The 16,463-nt window shown below is 69.1% G+C and carries 15 protein-coding genes; 14 read left to right on the plus strand and 1 reads right to left on the minus strand.

Going from position 1 to position 16,463, the window contains the following annotated elements; translation table 11 throughout:
• Positions 1-121: 121 nt before the first annotated feature.
• The 4 genes from ABC419_RS04760 to ABC419_RS04775 are packed head-to-tail and all read left to right on the plus strand — an operon-like array spanning position 122 to position 2,931.
• Positions 122-472 carry a hypothetical protein gene (locus tag ABC419_RS04760; protein ID WP_412876188.1) on the plus strand — a complete coding sequence of 117 codons (351 nt, stop codon included), beginning with the start codon at positions 122-124 and terminating at the stop codon, positions 470-472.
• Positions 473-1,153 carry a response regulator transcription factor gene (locus ABC419_RS04765; protein WP_412876187.1) on the plus strand — a complete coding sequence of 227 codons (681 nt, stop codon included), beginning with the start codon at positions 473-475 and terminating at the stop codon, positions 1,151-1,153.
• A gap of 10 nt (positions 1,154-1,163) precedes the next feature.
• The gene (locus ABC419_RS04770) at positions 1,164-2,627 is read left to right on the plus strand and encodes an ATP-binding protein (protein ID WP_412876186.1); all 1,464 of its coding nucleotides are present in this window, start codon (positions 1,164-1,166) and stop codon (positions 2,625-2,627) included.
• A 19-nt stretch (positions 2,628-2,646) separates the two neighbouring features.
• Positions 2,647-2,931: a hypothetical protein gene (locus tag ABC419_RS04775; protein ID WP_412876185.1), complete on the plus strand. Its 285-nt coding sequence runs from the start codon at positions 2,647-2,649 to the stop codon at positions 2,929-2,931.
• 48 nt (positions 2,932-2,979) lie between these two features.
• Here the strand turns inward: ABC419_RS04775 and ABC419_RS04780 are convergent, their stop codons facing one another.
• Positions 2,980-3,591, minus strand: coding sequence for an HAD-IA family hydrolase (locus ABC419_RS04780; protein WP_412876184.1), 612 nt, complete (start codon positions 3,589-3,591; stop codon positions 2,980-2,982).
• A 225-nt stretch (positions 3,592-3,816) separates the two neighbouring features.
• On the opposite strand from ABC419_RS04780, the gene ABC419_RS04785 reads away from it, so the two are divergent.
• The 10 genes from ABC419_RS04785 to ABC419_RS04830 all read left to right on the plus strand — a co-directional run bounded on the left by ABC419_RS04785 (position 3,817) and on the right by ABC419_RS04830 (position 16,428).
• A complete protein-coding gene (locus ABC419_RS04785) occupies positions 3,817-5,163 on the plus strand; it encodes a hypothetical protein (RefSeq protein WP_412876183.1) in 1,347 nt (448 codons plus the stop codon).
• A gap of 18 nt (positions 5,164-5,181) precedes the next feature.
• Positions 5,182-6,000 (plus strand): c-type cytochrome biogenesis protein CcmI, encoded by an 819-nt coding sequence (gene ccmI / locus ABC419_RS04790; RefSeq protein ID WP_412876182.1) that lies wholly within the window; start codon positions 5,182-5,184, stop codon positions 5,998-6,000.
• A gap of 67 nt (positions 6,001-6,067) precedes the next feature.
• Positions 6,068-6,568 carry a cytochrome c maturation protein CcmE gene (gene ccmE, locus ABC419_RS04795; RefSeq protein ID WP_412876181.1) on the plus strand — a complete coding sequence of 167 codons (501 nt, stop codon included), beginning with the start codon at positions 6,068-6,070 and terminating at the stop codon, positions 6,566-6,568.
• A gap of 3 nt (positions 6,569-6,571) precedes the next feature.
• Positions 6,572-8,581 carry a heme lyase CcmF/NrfE family subunit gene (locus ABC419_RS04800; RefSeq protein WP_412876180.1) on the plus strand — a complete coding sequence of 670 codons (2,010 nt, stop codon included), beginning with the start codon at positions 6,572-6,574 and terminating at the stop codon, positions 8,579-8,581.
• On the plus strand, positions 8,578-9,060 hold the full coding sequence (locus tag ABC419_RS04805) for a cytochrome c-type biogenesis protein (RefSeq protein ID WP_289648075.1): 483 nt from the start codon (positions 8,578-8,580) through the stop codon (positions 9,058-9,060). The genes ABC419_RS04800 and ABC419_RS04805 overlap by 4 nt, the downstream gene beginning before the upstream one ends.
• Before the next feature lie 298 nt (positions 9,061-9,358).
• Positions 9,359-10,909, plus strand: coding sequence for a Do family serine endopeptidase (locus tag ABC419_RS04810; protein WP_412876179.1), 1,551 nt, complete (start codon positions 9,359-9,361; stop codon positions 10,907-10,909).
• A 65-nt stretch (positions 10,910-10,974) separates the two neighbouring features.
• A complete protein-coding gene (locus ABC419_RS04815; protein WP_292055863.1) occupies positions 10,975-11,646 on the plus strand; it encodes a response regulator transcription factor in 672 nt (223 codons plus the stop codon).
• A gap of 69 nt (positions 11,647-11,715) precedes the next feature.
• Complete coding sequence (locus tag ABC419_RS04820; protein WP_412876178.1) at positions 11,716-12,108, plus strand: endonuclease domain-containing protein; 393 nt, start codon at positions 11,716-11,718, stop codon at positions 12,106-12,108.
• A gap of 1 nt (position 12,109) precedes the next feature.
• Entirely contained in the window at positions 12,110-13,546 is a 1,437-nt protein-coding gene (locus ABC419_RS04825) for a sensor histidine kinase (RefSeq protein ID WP_200167110.1), read from the plus strand.
• Complete coding sequence (locus tag ABC419_RS04830; protein ID WP_412876177.1) at positions 13,543-16,428, plus strand: bifunctional [glutamine synthetase] adenylyltransferase/[glutamine synthetase]-adenylyl-L-tyrosine phosphorylase; 2,886 nt, start codon at positions 13,543-13,545, stop codon at positions 16,426-16,428. The genes ABC419_RS04825 and ABC419_RS04830 overlap by 4 nt, the downstream gene beginning before the upstream one ends.
• Positions 16,429-16,463: the final 35 nt, after the last annotated feature.

Here is a 16,463-nt window from a genome sequence, read left to right on the forward strand (position 1 = left end):
GTCCTGCGGCGCCGGGGCGACAGCGACGGAGAATCCCTGCGCGAGCGTTCCTTGTGCGGGTGAACGGCGATAGACTGCACGTTCAGCCCCCGTTCAGAGGCCCCTGTCTAGAAGACAAACCATGATGCGTATTCGAGCCCTCCTGCTGGCCGGCCTGATCGCCATCGTCCCGTTGACGGACGCGGCGGCCCAGTCGCGCGGCCGCGACCGGGATCGCAACGACGATCGCTTCCAGGATCGTCGCGAGGAACCCCGGAGCTATCCGGGCCAGGGGCTGCGGGACGCGCCTCGCTCGGCCCCTCGCGCCGATCCCGGCGACATCGCCCGCCGCGTCCAGTCGGGCCGACCTGGTCGGATGCTGGGCGTACGCGAGCGCGGCGGCGACTATGTGGTGCGTTGGGAGTATCCGGGCGGACGCGTGTCGGACATACAGGTTGACGGCCAGTCCGGCCGGGTTCGCGGAGACGACTGAATGCGGGTGCTGCTTGTCGAGGACGACGTCGATCTGTCGCGCCAGTTGAAGACGGCCCTGAGCGACGCCGGATACGCCGTGGACCATGCCCCGGACGGCGAGGAGGCCTGGTTCCTGGGCGACACCGAACCCTATGACGTGGTGGTGCTGGACCTCGGTCTGCCCAAGATCGACGGGGTCTCGGTTCTGGAACGCTGGCGGCGCGAGGGCAAGGCGACGCCGGTGCTGATCCTGACCGCGCGCGGCGCCTGGTCGGACAAGGTGGCCGGCTTCGACGCCGGGGCCGACGACTATCTGACAAAGCCCTTCCACACCGAGGAGCTGCTGGCCCGCCTGCGCGCCCTGCTGCGCCGCTCGGCCGGTCATGCTGCGGCGACGCTGAGCTGCGGCGGCCTGCGCCTGGACCCGCGCGCGGCGCGGGCGACGGTCAACGGCGAGCCGCTGCGGCTGACGTCGCTGGAATACCGGCTGCTGCACTATCTGATGATGCATCAGGGCCGGGTCATCAGCCGGACCGAACTGGTCGAGCACCTGTATGATCAGGACTTCGATCGAGATTCCAACACCATCGAGGTTTTCGTCGGGCGCCTGAGAAAGAAGATCGGTTCGGACCGGATCGAGACGGTGCGCGGCCTGGGCTATCGCCTGTCGCCGTTGGCCGGTGAAAGCGACGCGGCCTGATCGTCCTTCCATGATCGAGCACATCACCGACCTTGGGGGCGAGGACGCGGCGTCCCTGCCGCCCGTCAGGCGCGAATGGGCCCGTTGGTTCGGCCGCCCCGGTCGGTCGCTGACGCGGCGGCTGATCTGGTTGGCGGCGGCGTGGATCCTGATTGGCCTGGCGGTGGCGGCGGTGGTGCTGACGTCGGTGTTCCAGGAGGCGGCCTTGCGCCGGCTGAGCAACACCCTAGGCGACACCATTGACGAGGCCGTGGTCGCCTCCGTCATCACGCCCGAGGGCGAGGTCTTCGTCGGCGAGATCCAGGACGCCCGCACCCAGCGTCTGCTGTCCGGCAAATACTGGATGGTCGCTGAGCCGGGGCGCGACGGCAGGCTGCACGTCCTGGCGCGGTCCGCTTCACTGGGCCAGGCCGAACTGGACTACGGTCCCGAGTTGGCCGAGCGACTGCGGTCGGCCTTCGGCCAGACCATCAGCTACAACGCCGAAGACGGCCCCAAGGGCGAGCCTCTGCGTATCGCCGCCAGTATGAAGCAATTGCCGGATCGCCAGCGGCCGGTGGTCTTCTTCGCCGGTATCGATCGTTCGGACGTCGACGCCGACACCCGCCAGTTCGCCACGGTGACGTGGATCGCCATGCTGCTGCTGGGGGCAGGGCTGGTCTCGGCGGTCTTTATCCAGGTGCGGGTGGGTTTGCGCCCGCTGTTCGACCTGGGCGACGAGATTTCCAACGTCCGCCAAGGCCGCACGCATCGGGTCGAGGGCGACTATCCGCTGGAAATCCAGCCCCTGGCCGAGCAGGTCAACCGCCTGCTGGCCCACAATCAGGAGACCGTCGAGCGTCAGCGTACCCACGTCGGCAATCTGGCCCACGCGCTGAAGACTCCGCTGGCGGTCATGCTGGCCGAGGCCAACGGCCAGCAGGGCGCGCTGCCCGATCTGGTGCGCCGTCAGACCAAGGTGATGCAGGATCAGGTCGATCACCACCTGCGCCGCGCCCGCGCCGCCGCTCGCGCCGCCCACGGTCTGGGCGAACGCACCGACGTCAGCGAGGTTCTGGATGAGCTGGCGGTCATGCTGGAGCGGGTGTTCGAGACCAAGGGCGTCGAGATCGACTGGCGTGCTCCGGACGATCTGGCCTTCCTGGGCGAGCGGCAGGATCTGCAGGAAATCTTCGGCAACCTGCTGGAGAACGCCGCCAAATGGTGCAAGCGCCGGGTGCGTATTTCGGCCGGACCATCGACGCCGGGCCAGATGATCGCCGTGGTCGAGGACGACGGCCCCGGCCTGCCCGCCGACCAGCGCGACACCGCCCTGAAACGCGGCACGCGCATGGATGAGGACACGCCCGGCACGGGCCTGGGCTTGTCGATCGTCGACGAACTGACCCGCGCCTACGGCGGCCGCGTCACCCTGGCCGACAGCGACATGGGCGGCCTGAAGGTGGTGCTGGAACTGCCCGCGGCGGAGGGGTGAGGCGGACAGTGTCGCAGCAATGAGCGTGAAGCTGTTAGATCTGGGTTGCAGACAGTCAGCCTTTGGCGCCTACTTTATCAAAGCAACTGAGGGGAAAGCTGCAATGAGACTTGAGAAGAATTTTCTTGCGGTGACCGCATACGTTGGCCTTGGCGTGTTGGCTATTGCGACGATCACAGTCGGTGCGCTTTACCACTTTGCGAGCAATGGTGATCGTTTTCAGCCTTGGCTGCTTCCCATGTGTATTTTGACTTTATTCGGTTCTGTTGTGGTTGATCGTTTTGTGAAGAGCCGATCGAACTGATCGCACAGAGTAAGCGATGGGAAGTCCCTAGCGGCTTGTGAACGCTCGTTACGACTTGTCGCTCAACTCTGGGATCAAGGAGCTGAGCGTGGCGCCGGGGGTCCAGAGCGCCACGCGCCACCCGCGCGCACGTGCGGCTTCGACATTCTTTTCGGTATCGTCGATGAAGGCGATCGCCGATGCGGGCAGGCCCAGGCGTTGCTCGACCGCCGCATAGAACTCCTGTGACGGCTTCGAAACGCCAAGCTGCGCGGCGTAGTGCATGTCGTCAAACCGGTCGCGAAGCTTGAGCGTATCCCACAGATAGGACGCGCGTTCATGCTCCTGAACGGTCGCCAGATGTAGAGGCGTTCCTGACGCCCGGACCTCGGCCAATTGAAACAGCAGGGCCTCGTCCAGATGGGCGTCGCTTTCGAACCAGTAGCGGATCAACTGATCACAGCTGACGTGCGGCGCGACGTCTGCGAGCGCAGGCGCCAATCGGTCCCGAAGCGTTGCGCGACCATGAACGACGTCGTCCCACCATGGTTTGAAAAAGCGATCTTGCAGAGCCCGGCGTGGAATGCCCAGATCCTCTTCAATACGAGCGGACCATCCTGATGGATCGGGGTGACGAACCACGACGCCATCGACATCCACCATCAACACGGCCGGTTTCATCAGACCTGCAGCCCATCACACCTCGAGACAGAGGCATTCTGCTGGTTTGCAATCCGGCTGCAAGGGACGCGAAACGAGGTTCGCTTATAGATCGGTGGAGACGTCACTGGCGAAGGGCGTGCGATCCTGCCCCTGCTGTCGCACACGTCTCAAAATCCCCTGTTAACCCGCGACGGGGCACCCTCAGCGTCTTGGCCGGGAATCAGTTCGGTCGAAGGAGCCGGGATGGCGGACCTGTCGGGCGTCCAGAGGGCCGCCTTGGCCCATTTGATCGAACGGTGTCCGGACCGGATCCTGTCGCAGCTGCTGGGGCTGGCGGGAGCGATGGCGGGCGACCGGGCGGGCGCGATGCGCGAAATGGTCGAGGTCGAGTTGCTGGACCGTCGTCGTCGCGATGTCGCTTTCGGGCCTCTGGCTCCGTTGTTTCATCCGCGTGAAGACGGGCTGGGCGGGCTGGATTTTCCGGCGGACCTTCTGGTTCGGCTGTGGCGCGCGGCGACGCGCGGCGAGCCTGAGCTGCTGCCTCAGCTGGATCGCGACGACGACCTGTCGCGCATGGTCGCCGACCGCCTGTGCCACAGCGCCGCCGTGGTGCTGCGCGATGCGCCGGATGTGGTCTGGCCTGACGTCGGGCCGGAGCGGGTCGAGACCATGGCGGCCTGTCTGGATCTGGCGCCGGTGATGCGGCGGGCGCTGCCGTATCTGCCGGCTTGGATCGGACGGCCGGGCGTCGCCGAGCTGGCGGAACTGAAGCTGGCTTTGCGGCAGGCTTCGGCGGTTGGTCCGGGCGGCGTCGAGCGGCTGCTTGAGATTGTCTTCGCCCATATGCCGGACGCGCGGCTGATGTTGCGTGTGCTCGGCTTGATCGGCGCGTCAGGGCGCGAGGCGGCGACTGGGCGTGAGGAAGCGGATCGATTGATCGATCGGGTCGTGTCGGCCCTGGCGCAGCGCGCCGCCGAGGTCGTCGCACTCAACCCCGTCGCAGATGAGAATGAGCATAGGCGGCTGGCGGCCGGGCTGAACTGGTGCGCTGAAACCCTGGCCGAGATTGATGTCGCACTGTCGCTTGGAACCGACAGCGTCTGGGCCAAGGCCGTGCGTCAGGCGCGCCTGAAAATAGCGCTGCGCCTGTCCGAGCATTTCGCCGCAGCGGAGAAGGCGGTCGACGCGGTTCTGCCGGTCGAACGGACGGCTTTGGCGGGACGGATGACGCGGCCTACCCCGCGTCTGGATCAGACGCCGGACCTGCAGGCGGCGGCGAAGGCGCGTGCGCTTTTGGCGCTGACGGGGCAGGTGCGCGACATCACTGCGGTGTTCGGCTGTGAAGCCGAGCGCCGCCAGACGGCCGAGGCCCTGACCGGGCGGTTGGCGACCTGGGCGGATGAGGCGATCGAGCGGTTGAACGACGGCCGGGCCACGGATGAGGTCGTGGCGCGCAAGCGCATCGGACTGACCGCCGAACTTCTGGGCCTGCTCGGAGCGCGGGACGCTTCGCGCACGGTGCGGCGGCGATTGGCTATTGCAGGTTCCAACGCAGGTGCGGCGTCGCGCGCCTCGCCTCCGGCCGCCTGATCCGCTACAGCGGCGGCCATGACGATCTTCTGGATCATGACGGCCCTGGCGACGGCGCTGGCGGGCCTGGCGGTGCTGTCCGCCGCGCGACGCGGGGCGGAGGCCGAGAGCGTGGCGGATCGTGATGCGGGCGCGCGCGAACTGGCCGAGCTGGACCGGTTGAAGGCGCGGGGCCTGCTGGACGAGGCGAGCTGGACCGCCGCGCGAGCCGAGGCCGGGCGTCGCCTGCTGGCCGCCCACCGCGCGGATCGCCGTCCGGTGTCGCGCCCGGCCGACCGCTATTGGGTGCTGGGGGGGATCGGAGCCGCGGCCGCCGCGTCGCTGGGCCTCTATGTCGTCTTCGGCGCGCCCGGCATGAAGGATCAGGCCTATGAGACCCGCGTGCGCGAATGGGCCTCGACGCCCGAGGCGCTGGAGCCGGCGCAGGTCGCGGCCGTGCTGGGACAGGTGGTCAAGGACCGGCCAGATGACCGCCTGGCCCTGACCATGCTGGGCGCCGCCCGGTTCGAGGCGGGCGACCCCATCGGCGCGGCTTCGGCCTTCCGCCGCGCCCTGGCCATACAGCCGGACGACGCCCAGAGCTGGGCGCGTCTGGGCGAGAGCCTGGTGCGGGCCAATGACGGTGCGGTCGACGGCGACGCCGAGGCGGCCTTCCGCCAGGCGGTCAAGCTGGACCCCGACCAGCTGGGCGCGCGCTTCTATCTGGGCGAGGCCGCCCTGGCGCGCGGCGACCGGGCCGAGGCCGAGGCCATGTGGACGCCCCTGATCGCCGTGCTGGCGTCGTCGGATCCGCGTCGCGCCGACCTGCAGAACCGCCTGGCCGAGGCCGCCCTATGAGCCGTTGGCCCGCCCTTAACCTCGTCCTATACGCGGTGGTGTTTTCCGCCGTCCCCGGATCGTCGACATGAGCTGGTTGCCCAAATCGCCCAAGGCGCGCCGCCGCCTGTGGGTCGTCATCGCTGCGGCGCCGGTGCTGGCTCTGGCCGTCGGCCTGTCGCTGTGGGCGATGAAGGACAATGTGACCTTCTTCTATTCCCCCTCGGAGGTGACGCCGCAGAAGGTTCCGGCCGGTCAGATGATCCGTCTGGGCGGTCTGGTCGAGGCGGGCAGCGTGCACAAGGCCGCCGACGGCTCGGTCGTCTTCGTCGTCACCGACAACGGCGCGACGGCGCAGGTGATCTATCACGGCGACCTGCCCGACCTGTTCCGCGAGGGGCAGGGCATCGTGGCGCAGGGCGCCTTCCGTCCCGACCGCACCTTCGAGGCCAGTCAGGTGCTGGCCAAGCACGACGAGACCTATATGCCGCGCGAAGTCGCCGACCGGCTGAAGGAAAAGGGCGAGTGGCGGCCTGACGATGCGACGGCGCCCGCCGTCGCAGCGGCGACCGTGCAGCAGGGGGCCTAAGCCTTGATCGTCGAACTGGGCGCCTTCGCCCTGATCCTGGCGCTGGTGCTGTCGGTGCTCAGCCTGGCGCTGACCACGGCGGGCCGTCTGCGGCTCAGCCCGGTGCTGGCCGGGGCGGGGGGCGGCGCCATGCTGGCCTCGGCCGCGGCGATCGCCCTGGCCTTCGCCGCCCTGATCTACGCCTTCGTGGTGTCGGACTTCTCGGTGTCGAACGTGGCCATGAACAGCCACACCGACAAGCCGGTCTTCTACAAGGTCGCCGCCGCCTGGGGCAGCCATGAAGGCTCCCTGTTGCTGTGGTGTCTGGTGATGACGGTCTTCGGCGGGGCGCTGGCGCTGGCGCGCGGCCTGCCGTTCGGGCTGAAGACCTCGGCCGTCGCGGTGCAGGCGGCTCTGTCGAGCCTGTTCCTGGCCTTCGCCGCCTTCACCTCCAACCCCTTCTTCCGGCTGGACCCGGCGCCGGTGCAGGGCGCGTCGCTGAACCCCCTGTTGCAGGATCCGGCGCTGGCGGTGCACCCGCCGCTGCTCTACGGCGGCTATGTCGGCTTTTCGGTCTGTTTCTCGCTGGCGGTCGCCGCCCTGATCGAGAAGCGCGTCGATCCGGCCTGGGGCCGCTGGGTGCGGCCGTGGGCGCTGGCGTCGTGGGCCCTGCTGACCGTCGGCATCGCCCTGGGCTCCTTCTGGGCCTATTACGAACTGGGCTGGGGCGGCTGGTGGTTCTGGGATCCGGTCGAGAACGCCAGCTTCATGCCGTGGCTGGCGGGCGCGGCCCTGCTGCACTCGGCCATCGTCACCGAGCGGCGCGGGGCGCTGGCGGGCTGGACGGTCTTTCTCGCCATTCTGGCCTTCACCTTCTCCATGCTGGGCGCCTTCCTGGTGCGCTCGGGCGTGCTGACCTCCGTCCACGCCTTCGCCGTCGATCCCCAGCGGGGGATGATGCTGCTGGCCATTCTGGGCGTGGCTGCGGGCGCGGCCTTCATCCTGTTCGCCCTTCGCGCCCCGGCCATCCGCTCAGGCGCCGCCTTCGCCCCGGTCAGCCGCGAAGGCGCGCTGGTGCTGAACAACCTGTTTCTGACGGCGGCGGCGGCGACGGTGCTGTTGGGCACCCTTTATCCGCTCATTCTGGAGGGCGCGACGGGGGCGACCATCTCGGTCGGCCCGCCCTATTTCAACGCCGTCTTCAACCCGTTGATGATCGTGGCCTGTCTGATCCTGCCCGCCGGGCCGTTGCTGGCGTGGAAGCGGGGCGATCTGAAGGGGGCCTTGCAGCGCCTGTGGCTGGCCGCCGCCCTGGCCATCGCCGCCGCCTTCGCCGCCTTCTTCCTGTTCGAGCCGAAGAAGGCGCTGGCCGCCGCAGGCCTGGGCGTCGGGGCGTGGCTGATCTGCGGCGCGCTGGCGGAGCTGGGCGTGCGCACCAAGGCGTTGCGCGCGCCCTTGGCCGAGACCCTGCGCCGGGCCAAGGGCTTGCCGCTGGGCGCCTGGGGCATGGCGCTGGCCCACGCGGGGCTGGGCGTCTTCATCCTGGGGGCCGTGGTCGAGACCAGCTTCAAGGCCGAGGCCGCGCTCGCCCTGCCGCTGGGCGGGGAAGTCGCGGCGGGGCCGTGGAAGGCGCGGCTGGATGCGGTTCAGGTCATCGAAGGTCCGAACTACCTGGCCGAGCAGGGCCGTCTGACCATCATGCCGGTCGACGGCCGCGCGCCCGAGCGCGTCATCACCGCCGAGCGCCGCTTCTTCCCGGCGGGCGGCCAGACGACGACCGAGGTCGGCCTCGACTTCCGCGGTCTGGACGATGTCTACGCGGTCATGGGCGACCGCGCGGCGACCGACGACGGCGAGCGCGCCTGGATCGTGCGCATCTACTACAACCCGTGGGCGCGGCTGATCTTTCTGGGACCGGCTCTGATGGCGCTGGGCGGACTGATCTCCCTGCTGGACCGGCGCCTGCGCGTCGGGGCGGGTTCGCGCGTGAAGAAGGCCGCCCAGCCGAGCGAGCCAGTCGAGGCGCAGGCGTGAGGCGCGCCGCCGCCCTGTTCGCCGTCGTCCTGCTGGCCGGCGCCGCCGCGCCCGCGCTGGCCGAGCCGCCGCCTGCGCCCGACCGGCCGCTGACCGACCCGGCTGACGAAGCCCGCGCCCGCGCCCTGTTCGGCGATATCCGCTGCGTCGTCTGCCAGCACGAATCCATCGCCGACAGCCCGGCCGGCATCGCCGCCGACCTGCGCGGCCTGGTGCGCGAACAGATCGCCGCCGGAAAGACCGACGACGAGATCAAGGCCGACCTGCTGCGCCGCTATGGCGACTATGTGCTGTTCCAGCCGCCGCTGCGGATCGGCACCTGGCTGTTGTGGTTCGGCCCCTTCGCCCTGGCGGCGGGGGCGGGCGTGGTGCTGGTCCTGCGGGCGCGTCGGCGCAGTGCGGGCGAGGCCGCGCCCCTGACGCCGGAAGAAGAACGCGCCCTGGCCGCCCTGACGGCGGACGACGAAGCGGGGCGCTGAGCTACGCCCTATCTCCCGCTCATCCCGTCGGACGCCGGGATCCAGGTCTTTGGGTGTAAACGTGGCGGATGATGTTCTCACTGAGCCCCGGCGTCCGCCAGGGTGAACGGAGAGAAGGGGCTGGCTCCTGTCCATTTGGAAAGCCTTTCGCCGCCTTCCTGACGCAGACGCGCCACACGTCGAACGACGATCAGGAACAATCATCGCGACGGCGTGCATTGGCTTGAGCCGTAACGCCCTATATCCATGGGCGAACGGAGCTTTTCCGTATCCGCCAGTAAAGACTGCAAGGACGACGATGCTGAAACGCAAGGAGTTCATTCTGGGGGCCGCTGTCGGCCTGACCTTCGCCGCCGCCGCGACGGCGGGCGGGGTCATCACCTGGCCGGGCGCCAACGCCGCGCCCGCCGCCAAGGTCGGACAGCTGGTTCCCTCGGCCGGGGCCGGAGCGCTGGCCTTCGCCCCGCCCCAGGGCGCGCCGCTCAGCTTCGCCGACATCTTCCAGCAGGTCGCCCCCGCCGTGGTGCAGATCGACGTGAAGACCCGCGTCCAGCGCCCGCGCGGCGGCGTGTTCCAGATCCCCGGCTTCGGCGCCGTGCCCATCCCCGGCGCGCCGGGCGGCTCGGGCGAGGAAGGCGAAGACAACTCGACCACGGCCCTGGGCGCCGGTTCGGGCTTCCTGATCTCGGCTGACGGCTTCATCGTGACGAATAACCACGTCGTCGAGAACGCCGAGGAGATCAACGTCAAGTTCAGCGACGGCCGCGAGTTGAAGGGCAGACTGATCGGCCGCGACGAGGGCACCGACCTGGCGGTCATCAAGGTCGAGGGTTCGGCCTTCCCCTTCGTCAGCTTTGAAGAATCCGCCGAGCCGCGCGTCGGCGACTGGGTCATCGCCGTGGGCAACCCCTTCGGCCTGGGCGGCACGGCGACGGCGGGCATCGTCTCGGCCAAGTCGCGCGACATCGATCCGGCCGGCTACAACGAATATCTGCAGATCGACGCCGCCATCAACCGGGGCAACTCGGGCGGACCGACCTTCGACATCTATGGCCGCGTGATCGGCGTGAACACGGCGATCTTCTCGCCGTCGGGCGGCTCGGTCGGCATCGGCTTCGCCATTCCGGCGACCACGGCCAAGGCTGTCACCGACAAGCTGATGCGCGGCGAAAGCGTCGAGCGCGGCTATCTGGGCGTTCAGATCCAGACCCTGTCCAAGGATGCGGCGGCCGCCCTGGGGCTGAGCGAAGACACCAAGGGTGCCTATGTCGCCGAGGTGACGGCCGGGGCCCCTGGCGAACGTGGCGGAATGCAGATCGGCGACGTGGTCGTCAGCGTTAACGGCGATGCGGTCGACAGCTCGACCGAACTGACTCGCCGCGTGGCCCGCGCCAAGCCCGGCGACACGCTGCGGCTGGAAGTTCTACGCGACGGCAAGCGCCAGACGTTGAACATCCGCGCGGGCACCCGTCCGTCGGAAGCCGAACTGAACGGCGGCCAGGATTCGGGCGCTCAGCAACCGGGCGAGGATGGCGCAGCTGTCGGCCAGTCGATCGAGGGCATGACGGTGACGCCGATCACTGCGGCCCTGCGTCAGCGCTACTCGATACCGGAGGATATGCAGGGCGTGGTGGTCACCGCCGTCGCTCCGCGTTCGGAAGCAGGCAAGATGCGGATGCCGGTCGGTACGGTCATCCAGCGCGCCAACAACCGCGTGGTCCGCACCGAGGCCGATCTGAAGGCGGCTGTCGACGCGGCGCGGGCGGCGGGGCGGCCGGGGGTCTTCCTGTTGGTGCGAACCCCGGCGGGCAACTCTTCGGTGGTTCTGCCCTTCGCCAAGTCTGAATAAGGCGTAACTCACGAGATCGGCGGCGATGCGCTAACATCGCCGCCGAATCTTTTTTGGGAGGCTGCATGCGTATTCTGGTGGTTGAGGACGACGCTGAAGCCGCGACCGCCATGGTGCGCGGCCTCAGCGAGGCCGGGCACGAAGTCACCCATGCGGTGGACGGCGCCTTCGGCCTGCTTGAGTCGCAGAAGGGCGGCTACGACGTCTATGTCGTGGACCGCATGATGCCGCGCCTGGACGGCGTCGGCATGGTCGAGACCATCCGCAAGGGCGGCGATCAGACGCCGGTCCTGTTCCTGTCCGCCCTGGGCGAGGTCGAGGATCGCGTCACGGGTCTGAAGGCGGGCGCCGACGACTATCTGGTCAAGCCCTACGCCTTGGCCGAACTGGTCGCGCGGGTCGAGGCCCTGTCGCGCCGCCGCGAGACGGGCGGGGTCCAGACCGTGCTTAAGGTCGGCGACCTGGAGATGAACCTGATCGCCCGCACCGTCCACCGCGACGGCCAGGAGATCGACCTGCAGCCGCGTGAGTTCCAACTGCTGGAATTCCTCATGCGCCACGCCGGCCAGTCGGTGACGCGGACCATGCTGCTGGAGAAGGTCTGGGAGTACCACTTCGACCCACAGACCAACGTCATCGACGTCCACATCAGCCGCCTGCGCTCCAAGATCGACAAGGGCTTCGACAAGGCCATGCTGCAGACCGTGCGCGGCGCGGGGTACCGGCTGGAGGCTTGAATCTTTCTCCGTCCCCTTCATGGGGAGGGTGGCCGGCGCAGCCGGACGGGTGGGGAGGGCTTGAAGACGATGGCGATCATCGCCCGGGCCCGCGCCATGCGGAAATCGCTGACGCCGCCCGAGGCGCGGTTGTGGACGCAGTTAAAGCTGTTTCGCGCTCAAGGGTTTCATTTTCGGCGGCAGGCGCCGTTTCGAGGCTATTATCTCGACTTCGTCTGCTTTGATCGGCGTTTGGTCATAGAGGTTGACGGCGTCACTCATGTGGTCGAGGCGCAGGCGAACAAAGACAGGGTGAGAGACGCCGTGCTGGCAGGCGAAGGGTTCACGACGCTGAGGTTCGACAACGTCGCTGTTCGCGATGATCTCGACGGCGTGATGGCGGGGATCATGGGCGCGCTTGAAGCCCGCCCCACCCGGTCGCTGCGCGACCACCCTCCCCATGAAGGGGAGGGAGAAAGCTGAAGTGAAACTGCCCTCGCTCTTTCGACGGACGCCCTTCCGGCTGACGCTGCTGTTTCTGGCGCTGTTCGTGGCGACGGCCAGTGCGGTGCTGGCTTATGTCTACTTCGCCTCGGCGTCCGAGGCGCGGGCGCGGGCCGAGGCCAGCGTCAAGGCCGAGGTCGAGGGGCTGACGGCCGTCTATCGCACCCGGGGCCGCGACGCCCTGAATCAGGTGTTGGTTGAGCGCACGCTGAAGGGCGGGCCCTACCTCTATCTGCTGATGGCGCCGGATCGTTCGGTCATTACCGGCAATGTCTCGGAATCGCCGCTGGATCCGCCCAGGGAAGACGCGCCGCCGTCCACTGCGCGCTGGGACGACTTCCGGCTGACCGATACGGACGAGGACGGCCGCGTGCGCCGTCGCGGGGCCATCGGCGTGGAGATGACCCTGTCCGGCGGCGAGCACCTGTTCGTGGGAGAGGACATCGGAGACATCGAAGCCTATCTGGCGCGGCTGACCCAGGCCCTGTGGGGGGCGATGGTCATGGTGCTGGTGCTGGGCGTCGGCGGCGGGCTGTGGATCAGCCGGGGCGTCGAGCGCGCCATGGCCGGTCTGAACCGCGTGGTGGCGGCGGTGCAGGAGGGCGACCTGAAGACGCGCGTCCCGATCCGCCACTCCGGCGACGAGCTGGACGAACTGGCCGAGGGGCTGAACGGGATGCTGGACCGGCTGGAGGGCTCGATGGCCTCGATCCGCCACGCGGGCGACGCCATCGCCCATGACCTGCGCACCCCGCTGAACCGGATGAAGGCCAAGATGGAGGTCGCCCTGATCGACGCCGAGGCGGGGCGGACATCGGGCGTCGACGCCCTCAGCGTGGCGCTGGACGAGGCGGACGCCCTGCTGAAGACCTTCAACACCGTGCTGGCCATCGCCCGTCTGCAGGCGGGCGGGGCGCCGGATCCTAAGGTGTTCGACGCCGCCGACCTGGCCGCCGACATGGCCGAGCTGTACGAACCGGCGGGCGAGGACAAGGGACTGGAGTTCGCCGCCGAGATCGAGAAGGGGCTGATGATCGAGGGCAATCAGCCCTTCCTGGCCCAGGCGCTGGCCAATCTGATCGACAACGCCATCAAATATACGCCGGAGGGCGGGGCGGTGATGTTCCGCGCGCGCCGCCGTTCGTCGGGCGATGTGGAGTTTTCCGTCACCGACAACGGGCCGGGCGTGCCGGACGAGGATCGCGAGCGCGTGCTGCAACGCTTCGTCCGTCTGGACAACAGCCGCACCGAGCCGGGGTCGGGCCTGGGTCTGTCGCTGGTGACGGCGGTGGCCGAGGCGCACGGCGGGCGCATCCAACTGGACGAGGGGCCGGGCGTCTATGACGGGCGCGGGCCGGGCCTGCGCGTGGCCCTGATCCTGCCCGCCGCCAGCCGGGCGCTTGAGGCTGAGGCGTGAGCGAAGTGTTGGCGACGCGGTTGCGCCCGTGCGGTCCCGTGCGCGACGCCGAGGCGGCGGCGCGCCTGCATGAACGTCTGGCCGAGGCGGCGGACGCCGACGGCTGGCGCGCGCCGCTGGATGCGGCATGGACGGCGCTGACGCCGGTCTTCGCCGCCTCGCCCTATCTGGCGGGCTTGGCGCGGCGCTGGCCGGATCGGCTGCGGCGAACGCTGGACGCCGATCCCGAAGCGCGGCTGGCGGAGATTCTGGCGGCGACCGACGCCCTGACCGGCGCGCCGGACGAAGCCAAGGCGCCGCTGCGCTGGCTGAAGGCGGAACTGCATCTGCTGACGGCGCTGTGCGATCTGGGCGGGGTCTGGGATCTGGATCAGGTGACGGGCGCCCTGTCGCGCTTCGCCGATGCGGCGGCGCGGGCGGCGCTGAGGATCACGGCCGACGATTGGCGCAGGCGCGGGCGGTTGATCTCGGCGCCTGACGATCCGCGCGGGCCGGTGCCGGGCCTGTTCGTCCTGGCCATGGGCAAGGGCGGGGCGTTCGAGCTGAACTATTCCTCGGACATCGACCTGTCGCTCTTCTACGAGCCGGAGGCGCTGGAAACGGCGCTGGCCGAGGGCGTGGAGATGCAGGGCTTCGTCAACCGCCTGGCGCAGGGGCTGACCGCCCTGCTGGCCGAACGGACGGCGGACGGCTACGTCTTCCGGGTCGATCTGCGGCTGCGGCCTGATCCGTCCTCGACCCCGCCCGTGGTCGCGGCGCCGATGGCGCTGGCCTACTATGAATCCGTCGGCCAGAACTGGGAGCGGGCGGCCTTCATCAAGGCCCGCGTCTGCGCCGGGGATGCGGCAGACGGCGTCGACTTCCTGAAGGCGCTCGTCCCTTACATCTGGCGGCGCAGCCTGGACTATCAGGCGGTGCTCGACATCCAGTCGATCAAGAAGCAGATTCACGTTCATAAGACCGGCGAAGGACTGGAGGCGGCGGGCGCCAATCTGAAGCTGGGTCGGGGCGGCATCCGCGAGATCGAATTCTACGTTCAGACCCAGCAACTGATCCTGGGCGGCCGCGACCGGTCCCTGCGTTCGCCGCGCACCCTGGAGGCGCTGGACGCCCTGAGCGCCGCCGGCCACGTCGCGCCCGAGGCGCGCGATGAACTGCGCGCCGCCTATGTCGAGTTGCGCGCGCTGGAGCATCGGGCGCAGATGCTGGCGGACGAACAGACCCACATCCTGCCCGTCGATCCCGAACGTCGCGCCGATGTGGCGGCCCTGGCGGGGCAGGGCGATCTGGCGGCCTTCGACGCCGAAATCGAGCGCCTGCTGGTGCGGGTCAACGCCCGCTATGGCGAACTGTTCGAGGGCGGCGAAGACCTGTCCTCGCCCTACGGCAGCCTGGTGTTTACGGGGGTGGAGAACGACCCCGGCACGCTGGAGACCCTGGCGCGCATGGGCTTTTCCGAACCCGCCACGGTGTCCGACACGATCCGCAGCTGGCACCACGGCCGCATCCAGGCCACGCGCACGGCGCGGGGGCGAGAGCTGTTCACCCGCCTGGCGCCGCAACTGCTGACGGCGGTGGCCAAGACGGGGGCGCCGGACGCGGCCTTCCGCCGGTTCGCCGTCTTCTTCTCGGGCCTCAGCGCCGGGGTGCAGGTGCAGGCCCTGTTCCTGAACCAGCCCAAGCTGTTCGACCTGGTGGTCGGGGTCATGGCCTTCGCGCCGCGACTGGCGCGGGCGTTGGGGCGTCAGCCGCAGGCCCTGGACGGGGTGCTGGACGCGCGCTTCATGACGGCCCTGGGCACCGACACCGGCCTGGCCGATCAGGTGGTGCGCGAGGCGCATGAGGCCGGCGATTTCGAAGGGGCCATGAACGCCGTGCGCCGTCTGCACCGCGAACAGACCTTCCGCATCGGCATGCATGTCGTCACCGGCCGGACCACGGCCGAGCAGGCCGGGCTGACCTACACCTCCCTGGCCGACGCCTGCATGAAGGGGCTGGCCCCGGCGGCCCTGGCCGAGGCTGAGCGAATGGGCGGGGCCTTCGACGGCGCGGTCGCCGTGGTGGCCCTGGGCAAGGCCGGGTCGCGTGAGATGACGGCGGGGTCCGATCTGGATCTGATGACCGTCTATGCGGCGCCGCCCGAGGCGGTGTCCGCCGGGCGCGGCTGGAGCGCCGAGACCTTCTACGGCCGCTTCACCCAGCGGCTCATCGCGGCCCTGTCGGCTCATACGGCCGAAGGCGGCCTGTATGAGGTGGACATGCGATTGCGGCCGACCGGCTCCAAGGGGCCGGTGTCGGTGCGGCTGGAGACGTTACAGGCCTATTACGCAGAAGAGGCGGACACATGGGAGTTCATGGCCCTGACGCGCGCCCGGGTGGTCTGGGCCAGTGATGCGACGTTCGGTCCGCGCGTCACGACGGCGCTGGAGGAAGCCTTGCGGCGGCCTCGACCGGGCGTTGACGTGGCGCACGACGTACGCGCCATGCGCGACCTGATGGACCGCGAGCGGCGACCCAAGGGGTTCTGGGATCTGAAGCTGTCGGCGGGCGCGCAGGTGGATGCGGAGTTCGTCGGCCAGTATCGTCAGCTGACGGCCGCCGCCGCCGGCCGACCGTTGACCGTCTCGACGCTTGAGGCGCTGAAGGATGACCCGATCCTGGCTGACAGCTGGCGCACGCATCAGCAGTTGTCGCAACTGACGGCCTGCGCCTTCGAGGACAGGAACGACCCGGATCAGGAGCCGTCAGGCTTTCAGAAGCGCCTGGCCGCCACGATAGGCGCGCCCGATTTCGATACGCTGAAAGCGCGCCTGATTGATCTGCGGATGCGGGCGCGGCGGGCGTTCGATGCGGTCCTGCCCCCTATCCGCGACGGAAACTGATCCGGATCGCGTTCAATCTCTCGACAGGGATGCTT

Origin of the sequence: Brevundimonas phoenicis, assembly GCF_047237745.1 — a bacterium.
Taxonomy (GTDB): domain Bacteria; phylum Pseudomonadota; class Alphaproteobacteria; order Caulobacterales; family Caulobacteraceae; genus Brevundimonas.

Excerpts from the sequence above, each read along its gene's own strand:
- ABC419_RS04775 (WP_412876185.1), top strand. The coding sequence starts at position 2,647 with ATGAGCGTGAAGCTGTTAGATCTGGGTTGCAGACAGTCAGCCTTTGGC.
- ABC419_RS04815 (WP_292055863.1), top strand. The coding sequence starts at position 10,975 with ATGCGTATTCTGGTGGTTGAGGACGACGCTGAAGCCGCGACCGCCATG.
- ccmE (WP_412876181.1), top strand. The coding sequence starts at position 6,068 with ATGAGCTGGTTGCCCAAATCGCCCAAGGCGCGCCGCCGCCTGTGGGTC.
- ABC419_RS04765 (WP_412876187.1), top strand. The coding sequence starts at position 473 with ATGCGGGTGCTGCTTGTCGAGGACGACGTCGATCTGTCGCGCCAGTTG.
- ABC419_RS04760 (WP_412876188.1), top strand. The coding sequence starts at position 122 with ATGATGCGTATTCGAGCCCTCCTGCTGGCCGGCCTGATCGCCATCGTC.
- ccmI (WP_412876182.1), top strand. The coding sequence starts at position 5,182 with ATGACGATCTTCTGGATCATGACGGCCCTGGCGACGGCGCTGGCGGGC.
- ABC419_RS04780 (WP_412876184.1), bottom strand. The coding sequence starts at position 3,591 with ATGAAACCGGCCGTGTTGATGGTGGATGTCGATGGCGTCGTGGTTCGT.
- ABC419_RS04820 (WP_412876178.1), top strand. The coding sequence starts at position 11,716 with ATGGCGATCATCGCCCGGGCCCGCGCCATGCGGAAATCGCTGACGCCG.
- ABC419_RS04810 (WP_412876179.1), top strand. The coding sequence starts at position 9,359 with ATGCTGAAACGCAAGGAGTTCATTCTGGGGGCCGCTGTCGGCCTGACC.
- ABC419_RS04785 (WP_412876183.1), top strand. The coding sequence starts at position 3,817 with ATGGCGGACCTGTCGGGCGTCCAGAGGGCCGCCTTGGCCCATTTGATC.
- ABC419_RS04770 (WP_412876186.1), top strand. The coding sequence starts at position 1,164 with ATGATCGAGCACATCACCGACCTTGGGGGCGAGGACGCGGCGTCCCTG.